This window comes from Saccharothrix sp. NRRL B-16314, assembly GCF_000716595.1.
Lineage (GTDB): Bacteria > Actinomycetota > Actinomycetes > Mycobacteriales > Pseudonocardiaceae > Actinosynnema.
Genome location: NZ_JNXC01000007.1, coordinates 329,392 through 346,575 on the forward strand (window position 1 = coordinate 329,392; position 17,184 = coordinate 346,575).

At 71.8% G+C, this 17,184-nt stretch carries 14 protein-coding genes; 5 read left to right on the top strand and 9 right to left on the bottom strand.

Features of this window, described 5'->3' with window-relative positions; translation table 11 throughout:
• Window positions 1-52 precede the first annotated feature (52 nt).
• The 9 genes from OQ02_RS14865 to OQ02_RS14905 all read right to left on the bottom strand — a co-directional run bounded on the left by OQ02_RS14865 (window position 53) and on the right by OQ02_RS14905 (window position 11,025).
• Window positions 53-889 carry an MBL fold metallo-hydrolase gene (locus OQ02_RS14865; protein WP_197043330.1) on the bottom strand — a complete coding sequence of 279 codons (837 nt, stop codon included), beginning with the start codon at window positions 887-889 and terminating at the stop codon, window positions 53-55.
• Window positions 886-2,127: a 3-phosphoshikimate 1-carboxyvinyltransferase gene (gene aroA, locus OQ02_RS14870; RefSeq protein ID WP_033438955.1), complete on the bottom strand. Its 1,242-nt coding sequence runs from the start codon at window positions 2,125-2,127 to the stop codon at window positions 886-888. Before aroA ends, OQ02_RS14865 begins: the two co-directional genes overlap by 4 nt.
• Window positions 2,128-2,163: 36 nt before the next feature.
• A complete protein-coding gene (locus OQ02_RS14875; RefSeq protein ID WP_156077048.1) occupies window positions 2,164-3,402 on the bottom strand; it encodes a putative PEP-binding protein in 1,239 nt (412 codons plus the stop codon).
• A 23-nt stretch (window positions 3,403-3,425) separates the two neighbouring features.
• Window positions 3,426-4,178, bottom strand: a complete 753-nt coding sequence (locus OQ02_RS14880) for a hypothetical protein (protein WP_156077049.1) — start codon at window positions 4,176-4,178, stop codon at window positions 3,426-3,428.
• A gap of 131 nt (window positions 4,179-4,309) precedes the next feature.
• Window positions 4,310-4,951 (bottom strand): dTMP kinase, encoded by a 642-nt coding sequence (locus tag OQ02_RS14885; RefSeq protein WP_033438958.1) that lies wholly within the window; start codon window positions 4,949-4,951, stop codon window positions 4,310-4,312.
• Window positions 4,952-5,247: 296 nt separating this feature from the next.
• Window positions 5,248-6,723: a hypothetical protein gene (locus OQ02_RS14890; protein WP_033438959.1), complete on the bottom strand. Its 1,476-nt coding sequence runs from the start codon at window positions 6,721-6,723 to the stop codon at window positions 5,248-5,250.
• 5 nt (window positions 6,724-6,728) lie between these two features.
• On the bottom strand, window positions 6,729-8,609 hold the full coding sequence (locus tag OQ02_RS14895) for a hypothetical protein (protein WP_033438960.1): 1,881 nt from the start codon (window positions 8,607-8,609) through the stop codon (window positions 6,729-6,731).
• 226 nt (window positions 8,610-8,835) lie between these two features.
• Window positions 8,836-9,864 carry a family 2 encapsulin nanocompartment cargo protein polyprenyl transferase gene (locus tag OQ02_RS14900; RefSeq protein ID WP_033438961.1) on the bottom strand — a complete coding sequence of 343 codons (1,029 nt, stop codon included), beginning with the start codon at window positions 9,862-9,864 and terminating at the stop codon, window positions 8,836-8,838.
• A gap of 30 nt (window positions 9,865-9,894) precedes the next feature.
• The gene (locus OQ02_RS14905) at window positions 9,895-11,025 is read right to left on the bottom strand and encodes an ROK family transcriptional regulator (protein WP_197043341.1); all 1,131 of its coding nucleotides are present in this window, start codon (window positions 11,023-11,025) and stop codon (window positions 9,895-9,897) included.
• A gap of 148 nt (window positions 11,026-11,173) precedes the next feature.
• On the opposite strand from OQ02_RS14905, the gene OQ02_RS14910 reads away from it, so the two are divergent.
• From OQ02_RS14910 to OQ02_RS14930, 5 genes are all read left to right on the top strand, one after another.
• Complete coding sequence (locus tag OQ02_RS14910) at window positions 11,174-12,454, top strand: Gfo/Idh/MocA family protein (RefSeq protein WP_081915633.1); 1,281 nt, start codon at window positions 11,174-11,176, stop codon at window positions 12,452-12,454.
• Window positions 12,451-13,956, top strand: a complete 1,506-nt coding sequence (locus OQ02_RS14915; protein ID WP_033438963.1) for a sugar ABC transporter ATP-binding protein — start codon at window positions 12,451-12,453, stop codon at window positions 13,954-13,956. The genes OQ02_RS14910 and OQ02_RS14915 overlap by 4 nt, the downstream gene beginning before the upstream one ends.
• 131 nt (window positions 13,957-14,087) lie before the next feature.
• On the top strand, window positions 14,088-14,972 hold the full coding sequence (locus OQ02_RS14920) for an ABC transporter permease (protein WP_442973627.1): 885 nt from the start codon (window positions 14,088-14,090) through the stop codon (window positions 14,970-14,972).
• Window positions 14,969-16,003, top strand: coding sequence for an ABC transporter permease (locus OQ02_RS14925; protein WP_051772309.1), 1,035 nt, complete (start codon window positions 14,969-14,971; stop codon window positions 16,001-16,003). The genes OQ02_RS14920 and OQ02_RS14925 overlap by 4 nt, the downstream gene beginning before the upstream one ends.
• On the top strand, window positions 16,000-17,178 hold the full coding sequence (locus OQ02_RS14930) for a substrate-binding domain-containing protein (protein WP_033438964.1): 1,179 nt from the start codon (window positions 16,000-16,002) through the stop codon (window positions 17,176-17,178). The genes OQ02_RS14925 and OQ02_RS14930 overlap by 4 nt, the downstream gene beginning before the upstream one ends.
• Window positions 17,179-17,184: the final 6 nt, after the last annotated feature.

Below are 17,184 nucleotides of genomic sequence, written 5' to 3' on the forward strand. Positions count from 1 at the left end.
CAGTGCAAAGGCCCCGGGCAGCAGCCCGGGGCCTTTGACGTGTGAGCCGAGCTCACCTCACGGCTGTTCCGGCGAGGTCGCGCAGTTCGCTGTCCAACGTCGCTTCGGTGTCCTCCTCCACCGGGTCGCCGGGGTCGAAGTGGTCGAAGATCGGGGATGTCGCCAGGACCGCCAAGGCCGCCCGGTGCGGTGTCGGGTGCGGTCCGACCGCTGCCACGGCCGCACGGATCGCCTCCGCCGCCGCGAAGCTGTCCTCCAGGAGCTCGTGGCACTGCGCGCCGGTGAAGACGTGGGTGTTCGCACCACGCCACGCCAGCGGGTGGCCGACGACGAGGGTGTCGATCTCCAGGGCCAGCAGCTTGCGGAGGCTCGCCCGGTACCTCGTGCCCGATTCGTAGTACACCGGCAGCTTCCGCGCCGACCCCACGCCCTGCACGCCGTCGCCCGCCACCAGGAGCTTGAGCGTCGGCTCGTAGAAGCACACGCTGCCCGCCGTGTGGCCCGGGGTGGTGACGACCTCGAAACGCAAGTCGCCGCTGGAGATCACGTCCCCGTCGGTCACCGGCACGTCGGGCGCGAAGCCGGCCAGGCCCTCGTCGTCCGCTGAGAAGTACGTGAGGGCGCCGCTCGCGTCCCGCAACGCCCGGCTGCCACCGGTGTGGTCGCGGTGCCCGTGGGTGCTCAACACCGCCCGCACGTCGGCCGTGGTCGCGCCGAGCAGTTCCAGCGCCGGCCCCAGCGCGTCCGGCATGGGTTCCGCCATGCCGCTGTCCAGCACGACCACACCGTCGCCCTTGGCCGCGACCATCACGACCACCCCGGTGTGGCTGGTCGGCTTGGGGCAGAACGCCGTCACCACGCCGGGTGCCACGAATGCCGGTTGTGTCATCGCCATGCCTCCCGCAGGGCCGCGAACTCCTCGTGGAATCCGGGGAACGTCTTCCGCACGCAGCCGGGGTCGTCCAGGGTGATCCCCGGTGCGCGCAAACCCGTGACGCTGATGCTCATCGCGATGCGGTGGTCCGCACGCGTCTTCACCTCGGCGGCCCGCGGCGTGCCGGGGTCGACCTCCAGCCAGTCCGGCCCGCTGCGAGTGGTTATGCCGCACGCCTCCAGCGCCTCGGTGATCGCGTCGATCCGGTCGGACTCCTTGACACGGCAGTTGGCGACGTCGCTGATGCGGACCGGCGCGTCGGCGAACGGCGCGATCGCGGCCAACGTCATCATCGTGTCGCTGATGTCGCGCATGACGACCTCACCGGGGCTGCGCAGGCGTTCGGGGCCGGTCACGGTGGTGCTGTCCGCCGTGACCTCCACCCGGCACCCCATGCGCGGCAGCACTTCCGCGGCGAACCGGAGATCGCCCTGGTGCGAGTCACGGCCCAGGCCCGGCACGGTGACGGTGTTGCCGGTGACGGCCGCCGCCGCGAAGAAGTACGACGCCGTCGACGCGTCCGGTTCGATCGCGTGCTCGCCGGCCCGGTAGCCACCCGCCGGGATGGTGATCGTCATGCCCGAACGGGAGGCCTCCACCCCGAAGTCGCGCATCATCGCCAACGTCATGTCGACGTAGGGCACGGACACCAGGTCGGTGACGTGGATGCGCAACCCCGCCGCGGTCGCGGGCGCCATGAGGCACAGCGCGGTCAGGTACTGGCTGGACGTCCCGGCGTCGATCACCACCTCGCCGCCCGCCACGCCGTCCGCTTCGACGACCCACGGCAGGCGATCACCGGGCTGCGCCGTCACGTCGACCCCGAGCTGCCGCAACGCCGCCAGCAGCGGTCCCATCGGGCGGACCCGCATCTGCTCGCTCGCGTCGACCTCGTACCGGCCCTTGCCGAGCGCGGCGAGTCCCGGCAGGAACCGCGCCGTGGTGCCCGAGTCGTGGCACCACAAGGTCGCCTCGGTCGCGGGCGGACCGGCCGGTCGCCCGTCGACCGTCCACACGCCGCGCTCCCGCGTCACGGGAAAACCCAGTGCCCGCAACCCTTCCGCGAAGGCGACCGTGTCGTCCGACACGAGCGGGTCGCGCAGGGTGGTGCGGCCGTCGGCGAGCGCCGCCAGGAACAACGCCCTCGCCGTCGCCGACTTCGAACCGGGGATGCGCGCGGTCGCGTAGGGCATGGTGGCGGCCTTCCTGCCGAACGGCGGTGGTACCGGTCAGGATAGTGAGGACGGTTCCCGGGACCAGCCGACCGCTTCCGCGACGCCGGTCCCGTCGGCGAGGCCGTCCGCCTCCACCGCCTGGTCCAGCACCGGCACGGGCGGGCGGGCGGACCGGTGCAGCGCGGGCACCGGGCACGACACGAGGAACCCCAGCTCACGGGCGAACGCGCGGTAGCCGGGGTCCTCACCCGCCACGCCGGACAGCACGGCCGTCAGCGACCTCGTCGTGCAGTCCTGCGCCAGACGCGTGAGCAGCGCGAGCACCGCAGGGTGCGCCTCGTGCCTGCCCTCGATGGGACGGGCGGCCTCACGGCGTGGCCGGGCCAGCGTGAACTGGGTCAGGTCGTTGGTCCCGATACCGCACAGCTCCACGCGGACTCCGCGCTCCCGCTGGAGCTGGTCGGCCCACAGCCCCGTGCAGAGGCACGCGGCGGGCGTCTCCACCTCCCAGCCGAAGCCGGGACCACCGTCGCCGAACCGCACCCCGGCCCGTTCCGCGATCCCCAACCCCGCGGCCAGTTCGGCGTAGCTGGACACGAGCGGCAGGCCGAGGACGAACCGGGTCGGGTGCTGCTCCTGAGCCTCGGCGAGCACCTGCGCGAGGAACGAGATCGAGCCGGGCAGCTGGTTCAGCAGGAGCGGCGTGCCGCGTTGCCCGCCGGTGGCGCTGTAGGCGTCGCCGTAGTCGAAGCAGCGCACGAAAACCGGTGCTCCGGGCTGGAAGAGGCGGCCCGCCGGGTGGAGTTCCGCGAGGAACCGCTCGGCCAGTTCCTCCCGCAACCGGTCGTCGTCGAGGATTCGGCCCAACGTCCGCCAGTCGCCTTCGGCCGTGAGCACGTCCGCGACCGTGCGCCCGTCGTGGAAACGCCGGTCGAGCAGGCCGACGACGGCCACCGCGAAGAGGAACTCGCCGCGCACCAGACCGAGCCCGCCCGCGCCGATCCGCGCCGCGTGCGCGAAACCCTCCGCGGAGCAGGCGTTGGCCAGCAGCGGTTCGGACAGCCGCTCGTGCGTGCCGCCGCCTGCCTGCCGGCAGGACCCGATCTCCTCCCAGATGATCCGGGAGTGCGCACCCGACAGGTCGCCCGTGAACTCCACACCGGACACCCGGGACCGGTGGAGGAACGCGATGGTGGAGAGCGGGACGTCGACGTCGCACCGCACCACCTTGTCCCGCAACACCTCCGGCCGCGCGTAGTAGGCGTCCGACCACCTCATCGACGTCCCGTCCACTGGCGTTCCCCCCGACCCGGTGCTCAGGCCGCCGGCTGCCAGATGCCGAGCACCCGCTCCAGCACGGTCTTCACCGGCGCCTGCGCCCCCGTCAGCTCGGCGACGACCTCCAGGCAGGCCTGCCGCTCCCCGACCAGTCGCTCCGGCTCCGACTCGGCGGTGAAGCAGTTGGTGCGGTAGGCGAGCTTGTCGCCGCGGTCGAACACGTAGATGCTCCCGAACGGCACCCCGCGCTCCGCGAGGCGCTCGACCAGCTTGTCCAGGTCGGGTTGGGTGGCGTCCTTGGCCAGGTTGAAGCCGTGGTGGTACTCGTAGGACACGTGGGTCTCGATCTGCCGGGCGCCGGCGACGTGGATTGGTAAAGTCTCCAACTCTCGCGGCGCGACCAGGACGTCGCCCTCCCACGTGATCGCGCACGCGACCTGCTCGAGTTCCACGACCGCGGTCGGGTGCGCGGCGTAGACGGTTTCGAGGATGCCCGGCACGGCGGTCAGGGTCGTGGCGTCGCCGAGGTAGACCGAGGCGAACGAGTCGGCCTGGGGGTCCTCGTCGTGCGCGGGGTGGTGCTCGGCGTACGCGTCCGGGGACGCCTTCCGCTGCGGCCCGCTCACCAGCGAGATGACGGGCACCGCCTTGCACGGGACCTGGTGGTCGCGGTCGACCAGGCGCGCGATCTCCACCGCCGGCGCGAAACCGCCCGCGTCGACGTGCATGTGGCAGGTCGACGAACGGCTGAACATGCCGTCGGCAATGGTTCGGCTCTGGAAACTGGACATCATTACCTCCATTTTGCGCAGCGCACACCGGCCGACCTACGCGGCAGCGCGGACGGGCAGCGTGATCGGCACGACGGAATGCGCCGCGCGGTGCTCGTTCAGTTGTGGAAGTCGTCCGGTAATTCGGTGATTCAGGAGAAGAGTTCCGGCAGGTTCACCCGAACGGCCGTCCGAAGACATTCTTGGACTTCTTCCGGGGTGCCGTTGCCGTCGACCCGCACGAAGTCGGCGAACTCGGGCAGGGCCTGGTAGGCCTCGCGGAACTCCTTCAGGAACTGGACGCTTTCCACGTCCACCCCGCGCTCGTCCACGCGCCGTGCCGCCTCTTCGGGTTCGACGTCCAGGAAGAGGGTGAGGTCGGGTTTCGGCGTTCCGGCGAAGAGCCGCCGGAGGAACCGCACGTCACCGGCGCGCTGCGCGGACGCGAGCGCGTACTGGCAGTACGTGTACCGGTCCATCACGACCACGCCGCCGGACTCGCGCAGGCTCCGCTCGACCGGCGCGACCCGCGCGAGCTTGTTGCACGCCGAGATCAGGCGCATGGTCTCCGCGCCGATCAGCTCCAGGTGGTCGGCGTACCCGTCCTCCGCGGCGATCACCGACAGCGCCTTGCGCACCGGCGCCATGGACACGCTGACCTGCACCTGCGTCGGCACGCCGACGGACGTCAGCCAGTCGCCCAGCGCGGGCACCTGCGTCGACTTCCCCGCGCCGTCGAGCCCGACGACCGCGATTAAGCGACCGGGTGCGCGCGATCCCCCATCACGAACCACGTTCGACTACCTCCCGTTGATGTCGGTCAACACCGCTCGCGGGGGAGTCGAATGCGTAATCCGTGCGGAACGCGAGGTGTGGCCCGTGCTCCCTGAATTGCCCCCCAGCAAGAACGTTGCAGCCAGACAAGCAGAGTGCGGCGGCGGCCGTCAAGCAGTCGGTATTTCCCGGTCGATTCGACGACTTTCGGAAGGTCCCGGATGGTGGGAGAATTGTTTGGCGGCGCTTGACGGTCGCCTTGATCGACTGGTAACGGGCGATGTGGTGCCGATCACACCCGCCGGCGTGGCGGTGCTCAGCCGGACACCAGGCCCACGAACGCCGGCACACCGGCGCCGTCCAGCCGCATCAGCAGCACGACCTTCCGGTGCGCCGTGCCGTCGTTGTCGTAGGACAGCAGCCCGCTCGCACCCGGCACGGCGTTCTGGCCGTTGAGCGAGTTGAAGGCCTGCAGCACCTGGGTGGCCGACACGCGCCGGGCCGTCGCCCCGGACGCCCGCTGGATCGCCGTGGTGATGGTGAGCATCGCGTCGTACGCCATGATCGCGCCGTCGTCGCCCGACGCCACCGCGCCGAACAAGCAGCGGAAGCACGTCTCCGGGTCCTGCTCGTCACCGAGGAACGTCTGGACCGCCGTGTCCGGGAACTCGCGCTCGGCGAGGGGCTTTCGCCGGTCCGCCTCCCACGCGGCGCCGTCCGCGAGATCGGTGTAGGTGACCTCGACGCCCGCCGCGAGGCCCCGCTTGAACGACTCGCTGAGCAGCTGTTCCGCCGAGATGTCGTCGCCGGTGACGATGCGGATCACCCGCTCGCGGCACAACCGCGTGGCCAGCCGTTCGACGAAGCGGGCCAGGTCGCGACCCCGACCCGCGAAGAACACCACGTCGGCCTCGGTGGCGCAGATGTTGGGCATCATCAGGGCGAAGGCGTTCTCCACGCTGCCCAGCCCGGAGTCGTACTGCTGCGCCTGCTCCAGCACCCGGTGCTGTCCGTCGTCGAACTGGTCCCGGAACGCCTTGGCCAGCGTTTCGGGGTAGAGGTCGTCGTTGTTGGTGTCCTGCAACAGCAACGCCGTCTTCGCGCCGGTGCCCTTGAGGTGGTCGGCCGCCGCACGGGCCTGGCGCTCGTTGGTCGGCGCGGGCCGCAGCAGGCCGGGGATGCCGGCGAGGTCGTCGGCGGTGATGGTCGAGCCGACGATCGGGATGCGCAGCTCCGACATGCGCCGCATCGCGTCACGGGCGTGGCCGAGGCTCAGCCCGATGCCCGTCACGGCCACCAGGTGGTCGGGTCCGTCCCGCCGTGAGTCGAGGTCGTCCACGACGGACCGCCAGTGCCGCATGTCGTTGCCGGGGTTGGCGAGCAGCAGCTGCACCTTGGGGCGTGCGCTCCGGTTGAACGTCACCTGCGCCTGGGACGCGCCTTGGAGCTGGCTGCGCACCCAGTCGTAGGTCGTGATGCCGCCCGGCGCCGTCGTCATCGGCAGGAACACCGCGACGCTGACGAACTCCGGGTCCGTGCGGGCGTTCGCGTTCTCCGTCCTGATGCGGTCCAGCACGGCGCCGAGTTCCGGCTGGTCGAAGTCGCTCTCGGCGGCGGTGACGCCGATGCACTCGCCGGTGTCCGCGGCCTTGCGCACGTCGTCCTGGCCGTCGCAGCGCTCCAGGCGATCGTCCACCACCAGGTAGGCCGCGACGCCGAGGGCGGCGAGCAGGACGACGAGCACCGGGATCAGCAGCCGCCGGAACGGCGACGGTGGCACTGTCACGCTCATCCGCGTTACCTCTCCGCCCGGTCGTGCAACAGGATCGAGCCCTCGCCGCCGTGCTGGCCGAGCCGCCGGTAGGCCTCCGCGATCCGACCGCGCAGCGTGCCGTCGGGATCGCCGAGCGGGTCGGCCGCGATCCAGAGCGCGGCGACGAGCCTGGCCAGGGCCGCGCCGTGCGACCCGGTGGGCGGGACGCCCTCGATGAGCTGCTCGACCTGCGTCAGCGGCTCGGCGTCGCGCGGCAGCCGGTTGGGCGCGGACGTGATGACATCCAGCTCCGCCAACCACTTCAGCGCGGTCGCCATGTCCAGCTGCCGGTCGGACGTGAACGGGCCGGCGAGGTGCGCCACCGCCGAGCGCACGTCCCCGAGGGCGAGGTCGTGGTAGCGGGCCTTGGTCTCCTGGCCCTGGTCCGCGTAGTGGTCCCGGCACCTCCGGTGCACCGCGTCCCAGCCCCGTTCGGCGTCCTCGCGCCGTGCGAGCCGGTGCAGCAGCAGGGTGCGCAGCCACGGGTCGAGCACGACGCGAGCGGCGTCGCCCTCGCCTGCCAGGGTCAGCAGGAAGTTGTTCAGCAGGAACGTGTACAGCGCGCCGCCGCCGTCCGGCAGGTCGGTGCCGAGGACGGTCGCGTCGGACAGGAACTCCACGCCGCGTCCCGCGCTCGCCGTGACGAGGTCGTCCACCTGGGCTTCCGGGAGGTCACCGAGCAGCAGCCCCAGTGCTTCGTCGGCGAAGGACGCGGTCCGGTCGGGGTGGGCGGGCACGGACAGCAGCCGCCGCAGGGGAACCGGCCCTTCCTGTCGGGCGAGCACGTCGAGCATCGTCCGCAGACCGCCTGGGTGGCCGTGCGTGAGGCGGTAGGGCAGCGACGCGGGCAACCGGGACGTGGTGGCGCGCTTGACCACTTCCGCGGTGTCGCCGGGGTTCAGATGCGTCAACCGCACGAGGAACCAGGGCTGCGATTCGGCGCGCACGACCCGCTCGACCTCGTCGGGCGTGGGCGGAAGGGGCGAGTGCCCGGTGGGCAGCGTGCCGGGCCGCCGCCAGGTGCCGTTCCAGTCGACGTTCCACGTCCGGCTGGTCGCGAAGACGGCGGCGTGGTCGCCCTGCGCCCCGGCCCGCTTGCGCGCCGCGAGGAGACCGGACAGGAACGCCTTGCCCTCCGGGGTGTGGGCGTTGTCGAGCAGCACCACGCAGTTGGCCGTCCGGCGCAGCTGGTGGACCCGACCGGTGAACGCCTGGTGCAGGTCGGCGAGGAAGGCGTCGAACACGATCGCGTCGACCGCGGCGCGATCGTCGGGTGCGCCTTTGTCCTTGTGGTGGAGGTCGACCAGCAGATCGCGGGGGTTGGGCGCCGCGGAACGCGACATGCCCTTGACGGCGCGCAGCACCCGACGGCGGGAGAGCCAGTTGAGGCCGTTGAGGAGCGTGTCGGTCGCCGACGGCGCCCAGCCGGGCAACCCGGCGGCGTCCGCGGCGAGCTCGGCGAGGCTCAACACCTGCTGCCGGTGCTGTTCCACCGGGCGGTTCTCGCGCATCACGGCGTTGACCTCCGCCAGCGCCTTGCCCCGGTCCACGGTGTTCAGGTTGCTGGTCAGGACCAGCGCGCACAGCCACAGGCGGGGGAACGCGATCCGGCCGAACTGCGGCACGTCCCGGCTGAGCTCGAAGGCGATACCGGTCAGGATTCCACTCGGACGGGCCTCGCCCAGCTCTTCGAGGTCCAGCAACGCCCAGGGCACCCGGTTGACGCACCGGTCGCGAATCCGCCGCAGCAAAGCGGTCTTGCCGGTCCCTCGGGCACCGAGCGCGACGACGAGCGGCGACGGCCGCGCCCGTCCGCCTGGTCGCCGCACCATCTCGTCGACCAGGACGGTGGAAACGCCGTCCACCCCGGCTAAGCCACCCGTGTCACCCGACATGAGTCTCCCGCGACTGCCTCGTGCCCGACCCCGGCAAGTCGGGCAATTATGCGAGCGGTCGAGGCCGTCCGGGCGGGAGATCGGATCGGTTCAGCCCTTCGGATCAACGCTCACCGCAGCGGCGCGTCGCCTCGACTGCCCGCGGTGGCAGTGCTCAACGACGCCAGGGTCTCGGCGGGTCGCGCGCATTGTGCGCTCAGCGGTCGCGGTGGACGATCACCTTGGCCAGGGCGGTGAGTTCCGCAGCCGGGCGTGGCGCGAGGCCGGTCGAGTCGAGGTGGCTCAAGGCCTGGGCGAGGAGCAGGTCCGCCTGCCGCTCGCTCCACGCCCTACCGCCGGCCGCGTCCACCAGCTCCGCCAAGCGGGACGGCTCGGTGGCCGGGTCCTGGTACAGCGCGGCGAGTTCCCGACCGGCCGGTGTGCCGGACGTCAGGGCGGCGACCACCGGCAGCGACTTCTTGCGGGCGCGCAGGTCGCCGTGCACCGGCTTCCCGGTCACGGCGGGATCGCCCCAGATGCCCAGCAGGTCGTCGACGTGCTGGAACGCCACGCCGACCTCCCGGCCGAAGTCGCGCAGACCGGCCACCGCCCCGGGTCCACCGCCGCCGAACAGGGCGCCCAGGGCACAGGCGCCGGCGAGAAGTCCGGCGGTCTTGCGCTCGACCATCGCCACGCACTCGGCCACGTCGATGTCGTGCCTGGCTTCGAACGCCAGGTCGGCGTGCTCTCCCTCGACCAGGCCGAGCACGGCGGCGTTGAGCACCCGCACGCCGGTCAACGCGGCCGGGTGCCCGCCGGCCGCGAGCACGTCGAAGGCGGACGCCAGCATCGCGTCCCCCGCCAGGATGGCCGCGTGGACGCCGAAGACGTGCCACGCCGCCGGTCGGTGCCGGCGGGTCAGGTCGCCGTCGAGCACGTCGTCGTGCAGCAGCGAGAAGTTGTGCACCAGTTCCACCGCCGCGGCGGCCGGCACGGCGTCGCTCGCCGACCCGCCCACCGCCTCGGCCGCGAGCTGCGCCAGCACCGGCCGGATCGCCTTGCCACCGGCGCCTTCGGTCGGGTCGCCGTGCTCGTCCCACCAGCCCAGGTGGTACCCGGCGACGCGCCGCACCGAGGCGGGCAACCCGTCGACGGCGGCACGGAGGGCGGGCTCCACCATGCCGCGACTCCACGACACCACGTCGCGCACCGGCCGGGCGAGGGCTGGGGCTTCCGATGGCACCACGCGCCTCCTTGTCGGTGGGGGGACGGACGGTCAGGCGAGTTGCCGGTCCACGACGGCCGGTGAGAGGACGTGCTGGACCACCATCGCCGCCGCGCCGAGGACACCGGCGTCGTCACCGGCCTGGGACGGCACGATGCGCAGGTTCCCCGTCGCCAGGGGCAGCGAACGGCGGTAGATCGCCTCGCGCACACCGGCCAGCAGCATCTCGCCCGCCAGCGCGACGGTGCCGCCCACGACGATGAGCGACGGGTTGAACATGCTCACGCACGCGGCGAGCACTTCGCCGATGTTGCGGCCCGCCTGGCGCACCGCCTGGCCTGCCTCCAGGTTGCCCGCCCGGACCAGCGCGACCACGTCGGAACTCGTGTGCGCCTCGACCCCCTTGGCGCGCAGGGCCGCCGCGATCGCGGAGCCGCTGGCGACCGCCTCCAGGCAGCCGGTGTTCCCGCAGCGGCACGGGACGTCGCCGGCGTGCGGCGCGAGGATGTGCCCGAGGTCGCCCGCCGCGCCCACCGCGCCGCGGTGCAGCAGGCCGTTGCTGATGAAGCCTGCGCCTATGCCGGTCGCCACCTTGATCACGATGAGGTGTTCGGCCTCCGGGAACGACGTGGTGTGCTCGCCGAGGGCCATCAGGTTGACCTCGTTGTCCACGAGCACCGGCACGCCGAGCTCCGCGCTGATCAGCCCCGGCACGTCGTAACCGTCCCAGCCGGGCATGATCGGCGGGTTGTTCGGCCGGCCGGTGGAGTGCTCGACCGGGCCGGGCAGGCCGATGCCGACACCCGCCACGCGCGTCGATTCGAGGCCGGCCTCGGCGAGCAGCGCCCGCCAGGCGGCGATCAGCCGGGGCAGGACCACCTCCGGGCCCTCGGCGATGTCCTGGTCGAGCCGGCTGACGGCCAGCGGCGCGCTGGTCAGGTCGGTCACCGCGATGGTGGCGTGCGTCGCGCCGACCTCGGCGGCGAGCACCACCCGCGCGCGGGCGTTGAACACGAACCGGCCGGCTGGTCTGCCGCCGGTGGACGCCTCACTGCCCCCGTCGCTGACCAAGCCCGCGTCCAGGAGCGCGTCCAACCTGGCCCGCACGGTCGACCGGGCCAGTCCCGTGACCGTGGTGAGTTCGGAGCGGGTGCGGGGCACGCCGTCGCGCAGGAGTCGCAACAACTCTCCTGGAGACGCGGCGCCGACGGAGGGAACGTCTTCTTTCACCTCTCAATTGAAGCAGAGAGCGGGCTGATACGGCGCAACTCGGCTAAACTTAGCCGACTTTTGGTTGACATCCGCCATTAGCCCCCTTACCGTTCGCCGCATGACTGTGACCCACCTAACTCAAACGGCTGAGAGCGGTCGTACCGAGCCTCGGACACTGCGGGTCGCCGTGGTGGGAGCTGGGTTCATGGGCCGCGTGCACGCCGAAGCCGCCCGGCGCGCGGGGGCCGCGGTGGTCGCCGCCGTGGCGAGCACCCCGCAAGGCGCTGACCAGGCCGCACGGACCGTCGGAGCGGAGCGCGGGTACCCGGATCTCGACGCGCTGCTGGCCGAAGCCGGCGCCGATGTGGTGCACGTGTGCACGCCGAACGCGCGGCACGCGGAAGCGGTGGAGGCGGCGCTGGCCGCTGGCGCGCACGTCATTTGCGAGAAGCCGTTGGCCACCAGCGCGGTCCAAGCCGACGCCCTGACCGCCGCGGCGCTGACCGCCGGCCGGGTCGGCGCTGTTCCGTTCGTGTACCGATTTCACCCGATGGTGCGAGAACTGCGGGCCAGGCTCGCGACCGGCGAGGCGGGCGTGGTGTCCACGGTGACCGGTGGGTACCTCCAGGACTGGCTGGCCGGGCCGAACGACGACGACTGGCGGGTCGACTCGGCGGTCGGCGGGCCGTCCCGGGCGTTCGCCGACATCGGCTCGCACTGGTGCGACCTGTTCGAGTTCGTCACCGGCGACCGGATCCACCGGCTGTCCGCCCGGACGGCCACCGTCCAAGCGCGACCGCGCCCTTCGGTCACGCCCACCGAGGACGCCGCCGTCGTCCAGTTCGCCACCGAAGCCGGGGTTCTCGGCACGTTGGTGGTCTCGCAGGTCGCCGCCGGTCGGAAGAACCGGCTGCACCTGGAGGTTTCCGGCACCGAGTCGAGCTTCGCCTTCGACCAGGAGGACCCCGAGCGGCTGTGGGTGGGTCGGCGGGACGGCAACCGGGTGCTGCTGCGCGACCCGTCCACCCTCTCGCCCTCGGCCGCCGGGTACGCGCGGCTGCCCGCCGGGCACGCGCAGGGCTACCAGGACTGCTTCGACGCCTTCGTCGCCGACACGTACAGCGCGGTGCGGGGGGAGGGCGCGCCGGACGGCCTGCCGACCTTCGCCGACGGCCTGCGCGCGACCCGGATCACCGAGGCGGTCCTGCTGTCCGCCGCGTCCGATGGCGAGTGGACCACAGTCGGCGCTGCCGGCGATCGGGCAACCGTCGGCGCTGCGGGCGATCGGGCAACCGTCGGCGGTGCGGGCGATCGGGCAACGGTCGGCGGTGCGGGCAACCAGGCCACCGTCGGTGCTGCCGGCGATCAGGCCGGCGATCACACCGGGGTGGCCGGGTGAGCGCGTCTGAACAGGACGTCGTCGTCCGGCTCACCGGGATCACCAAGAGCTTCCTCGGCGTGCCGGTGCTGCGAGGCGTGGACCTCGAACTGCGGGCGGGTGAGGTGCACGCGTTGATGGGCGAGAACGGCGCGGGCAAGTCGACTCTGCTCAAGGTGCTGGCGGGCGTGCACCGGCCCGACTCCGGCCGGATCGAGGTCAACGGCGAGGAAGTCGTCTTCGGCACGCCGCGCGAGGCGCAGCAGGCGGGCATCGCGATCATCCACCAGGAGTTCAACCTCCTCGAACACCGCTCCGTCGCGGAGAACGTCCACCTCGGCCGGGAACCGGTCCGCCGGGGCCGGGTGGACCGCCGCAGGATGGAGGAGGACACCCGGAAGCTCCTCGACTGGCTCGGTGAGGACGGCATCGACCCGGCCGCGCCGATCAGCCGGTTGTCGGTCGCCCAGAAGCAGGTCGTGGAGATCGTCAAGGCGCTGTCCACCGACGCCAAGGTGCTGGCGATGGACGAGCCGACGGCCGCGCTGGCCGACCAGGAAGTGGAACTGCTGTACGACCTGGTCGACCGGCTGCGCAAGCGGGGGATCGCGATCCTCTACGTCTCGCACCGGATGCGCGAGGTGTTCGACCTGAGCGGGCGGATCACGGTGCTGAAGGACGGCGCGTTCGTGACCTGCGCCCCGACCACCGAGATGACCTCCGACCAGCTCGTCCGGCACATGGTCGGGCGTTCGCTGGACGCGCTCTACCCGGACCGCGCGACCGACGAAGACCTCGGCGAGGTCCGGCTGGCCTTGCGCGGCGCGGGCAACCAGCGGGTCCGGGAGGTGACCTTCGAGCTGCGGTCGGGGGAGATCGTCGGCATCGCCGGCCTCCAGGGTTCGGGGCGGTCGGCCATCGCACGGGCGATCTGGGGCGTCGAGCCGTTCACCACCGGCACGCTGGAACTGGACGGCGTGGCGCGGCGGATCACCGACCCCCGCGCCGCCGTGCGACTCGGCATCGGTTTCGTCACCGAGGACCGCAAGAGCGAGGGCCTGGCCCTGCGGCAGTCCATCCGGGACAACGCGCTGCTGGTCCGGCGGGCGGCGTTGCCGGGCAGTGCCGGGCGCAAGCGGTCCGACCTCGCCGCGCTGTTGAAGTCCGTCACGGTCGTCGCGCGGGGCGAGCACCAGGAAGTGCGGTACTTGTCCGGCGGCAACCAGCAGAAGGTCGTACTGGCCAAGTGGCTTGCCGTGGGACCGCGCGTGCTCGTCGTGGACGAACCGACCCGCGGCATCGACGTCGGCGCGAAGCAGGCTGTGCACCGGCTGCTGCGCGACCTGGCCCGGCAGGGCGTCGCGGTGCTGATGATCTCGTCTGAGCTGCCGGAGCTGATCGGCATGAGCGATCGGATCCTGGTCGTCCACGAGGGCGCCATCGCGGGCGAACTACCCGCGGGCGCGAGTGAAGAGGCCGTCATGGGGCTCGCCACCGGCCACGGGATCGGAGAAGTGGCGTGAGCGTCGTGCAGCAGAAGAGCGAGGTCGCCCGTGGCGCCGGCAGAGGCGGCGCACGGCGGTTCAGCCTCACCCCCACCCCCACCGTCACCGTCTACCTGGCGCTGGCCGTGCTGCTGGTCGTCGGGAGCGTCCTGGTCGGTATCCAGGGCGGCGTCCTGCTCGACCAGGGCGGCATCCTCAACATCCTGACCCGCAGCACCGTCCTGGGACTGGTCGCGGTCGGCCAGACCATCGTCATCATCAACGGGTCGCTCGACCTGTCGGTGGCCTACCTGGTCGGCCTGTGCTCGCTCGTCGCGGCCGAGACCATGGCGGGCAGCGACGGCATGATGGTGCCCGGCGTGCTGCTGGCACTGGGTGTCGCCGCCGTCGTCGGCCTGGTCAACGGCCTGGTCGTGACCGTGCTGAAGGTCAACGCGTTCATCGCGACCCTCGGCGTGGCGCTGATCCTGCGGGGTTACCTGGAGGAGAACTACACCGGACCGGCGGGCAGCGTGCCGCGCGCGTTCCAGCACCTCGGGTTCGACCGCGTCGGCCCGGTCCCGATCGGCGTGCTGCTGATGCTGGCCATCGCCGGTGCGGCGTGGTGGTACCTGCGGCGGACCCGCGGCGGCTACCACATGTACGCGGTCGGCGGTGACATCGACGTGGCCCGCCTGTCCGGTGTGCGCACCGGCCGCACCATCGTCACCGCCCACGTCCTGTGCGCGGTCGCGGCCGGTCTCGCCGGGGTGTTCTTGGCCGGCAGGCTCGGTTCGGGCGCGCCGTACGTCGGCACGGACGCCGGGTACGACCTGGAGTCCATCGCGGCCGTCGTGCTCGGCGGAACGGCGCTCGCGGGTGGTCGCGGCGGTGTCGTCGGCACCATCGGCGGCGTGCTCATCCTGTCCACTTTGGACACCATCTTCGACGACCTCGCGGTCGACCCGTTCTTCAAGGACGTGGTGCGCGGCGTCGTCCTCATCGTCGCGGTCGCGCTCTACGCCCGCCGTCAGCTCTCCAGGAGGTCCGGGTGAACGCGCCCACCACGTGGCGTCCCCGATTGGCGGACGGCACCGCGCCGGTGCTGGCCGTGCTGGCCGTGCTCCTGGTCGCGCTGGCCTTCGCCGGTCCGGCCTACTCGGAACCGACCGGCTACCTCGCGCTGCTCAAGCGCGCGGCGCCGTTGATGATCCTCGCCATCGGCCAGTACTTCGTCATCGTCTCCGGCGGCTTCGACCTGTCGGTCGGGTCGCTGGTCACGGCCGAAGTGGTGATCGCCGCCAGGCTGATCGACGGGCAGGAGTCGGCGACGATCTGGGTGATCCCGCTGCTGCTGGCCCTCGGCGTGCTCGTCGGCCTCGTCAACGGGCTGATCACGACGAAGCTGCTGGTGCCGTCGTTCATCGTGACCCTGGGCATGCTCCTCGTGCTCGACGGCGCGGTGTTCCTGTGGACCGGCGGCGCTCCCCGCGGCGCGCTGTCACCGTCGTTCCGCGTGTTCGGTCGGGGCGGGATCGACCTGCCGGTGCTCGGCCACCTGCCGTGGTCGGTGGTCATCCTCCTGGTCGTCCTGGTCGCCGCCGCCCAGTTCATGCGCAGCGGCACCGGGCGCACGCTCGTCGCGGTGGGGGACAACCAGGACGCGGTGCGACTGGCGGGCGGACGCGTGGTGCGCCTGAAGGTGCTGGCGTTCGTGCTGTCCGGTCTGCTCGCTGCGCTGGCCGCGATCCTGCTCGGCGGGTTCGCGGGCGTGTCGGCCCAGGTGGGGGAGGGCCTGGAGTTCCGGGCCATCACCGCCGTGGTGCTGGGCGGCGTCCTGCTCGGCGGCGGACGCGGTTCCGTCGTCGCCGCCGCGGCCGGGGCGTTGACCCTGGAAGCCCTCTTCTCCCTGCTCAACCTGCTCGGCGTCTCCGGCGCCCTGGAGTCCGCCGTCCAGGGCGTGATCATCATCGCCGCGGTGGCCTACGCCTCCCTCGGCGCGAACCTCCGGCTCGGGTTCCGGTCGCGCACCGCCACCGAGTCCTCCACTCGTTCGACCCCACCGCCGCACAAGGAGAACAGATGAACAGGAAGTGGTCCGTCGTGGCCGTCGCGGGCGTGCTCGCCATGGCCGGTTGCAGCAGCGACCTGCCCGCCGAGAGCGGCACGCCCGGCTCGACGGGCACGTCCAAGGCCGAGGCGAAGTCCGAGTTCTTCGACCGCGCGCAGTACGAGCGCCAGCTGAAGTTCCGGACGACCGCGGCCGAGGGGCCGGCCGACAAGCCGTGGGAGCAGATGATCTCGCCCGAGCTGGTCGACACGGCCAAGTTCGCCAAGCCCGGTGGCGACTACCACGTGTGCTTCTCCAACGCCGCGGTCAACAACCCCTGGCGCCAGGTCGGCTTCAAGACGATGAAGGAGGAGGTGAAGCTGCACCCGGAGATCACCAAGTTCACCGTGCTCGACGCCGAGGCCAAGGACGACAAGCAGATCAGCGACATCCAGTCGTTCGCGTCGCAGGGGTGCAGCGCGCTGATCGTGTCCCCGAACACGACGGCCACCCTGACCCCCGCCATCGAGGCCGCCTGCAAGACCAACGTGCCGGTGATCGTGTTCGACCGCGGGGTCAACTCCACCTGCCCCGTCACGTTCGTCCACCCGATCGGCGGGTTCGCGTTCGGCGCGGACGGCGCGGAGTTCCTCAAGGAGAAGGTGAAGTCGGGCGGCAAGGTCCTCGCCCTGCGCATCCTGCCCGGCGTCGATGTGCTGGAGCAGCGGTGGGCGGCGGCCAACGAGATCTTCTCCGGCAGCGACCTGAAGGTCGTCGGTGTCGAGTTCACCGACGGTGACGCGGCCAAGACCAAGAGCATCGTCAACGACTTCATCCAGCGCGAGGGCCAGATCGACGGCGTGTGGATGGACGCGGGCGCGACCGCCGTCGCGGCGATCGAGGCGTTCCAGGACGCGGGCGTGCCGATCCCGGCGTTCGTCGGCGAGGACCAGCAGGACTTCCTGCGGATGTGGGCCGACGAGAAGATGACCGCCGTGGCCCCGACCTACCCGACCTACCAGTGGCGCACGCCGATCATCGCCGCGCTGAAGGTCCTCAACGGTCAGCAGGTGCCCAAGGAGTGGGTGCTGCCGCAGCCGAAGGTGACCGGCGACAACCTCCAGAGCTTCCTCAAGCAGGACATGCCCCCGCTGCACTACGCGATGTGCGGGTGCGAGGCCATGGCCGGGTACCCCGCGCCCTGGAAGTGATCGCCC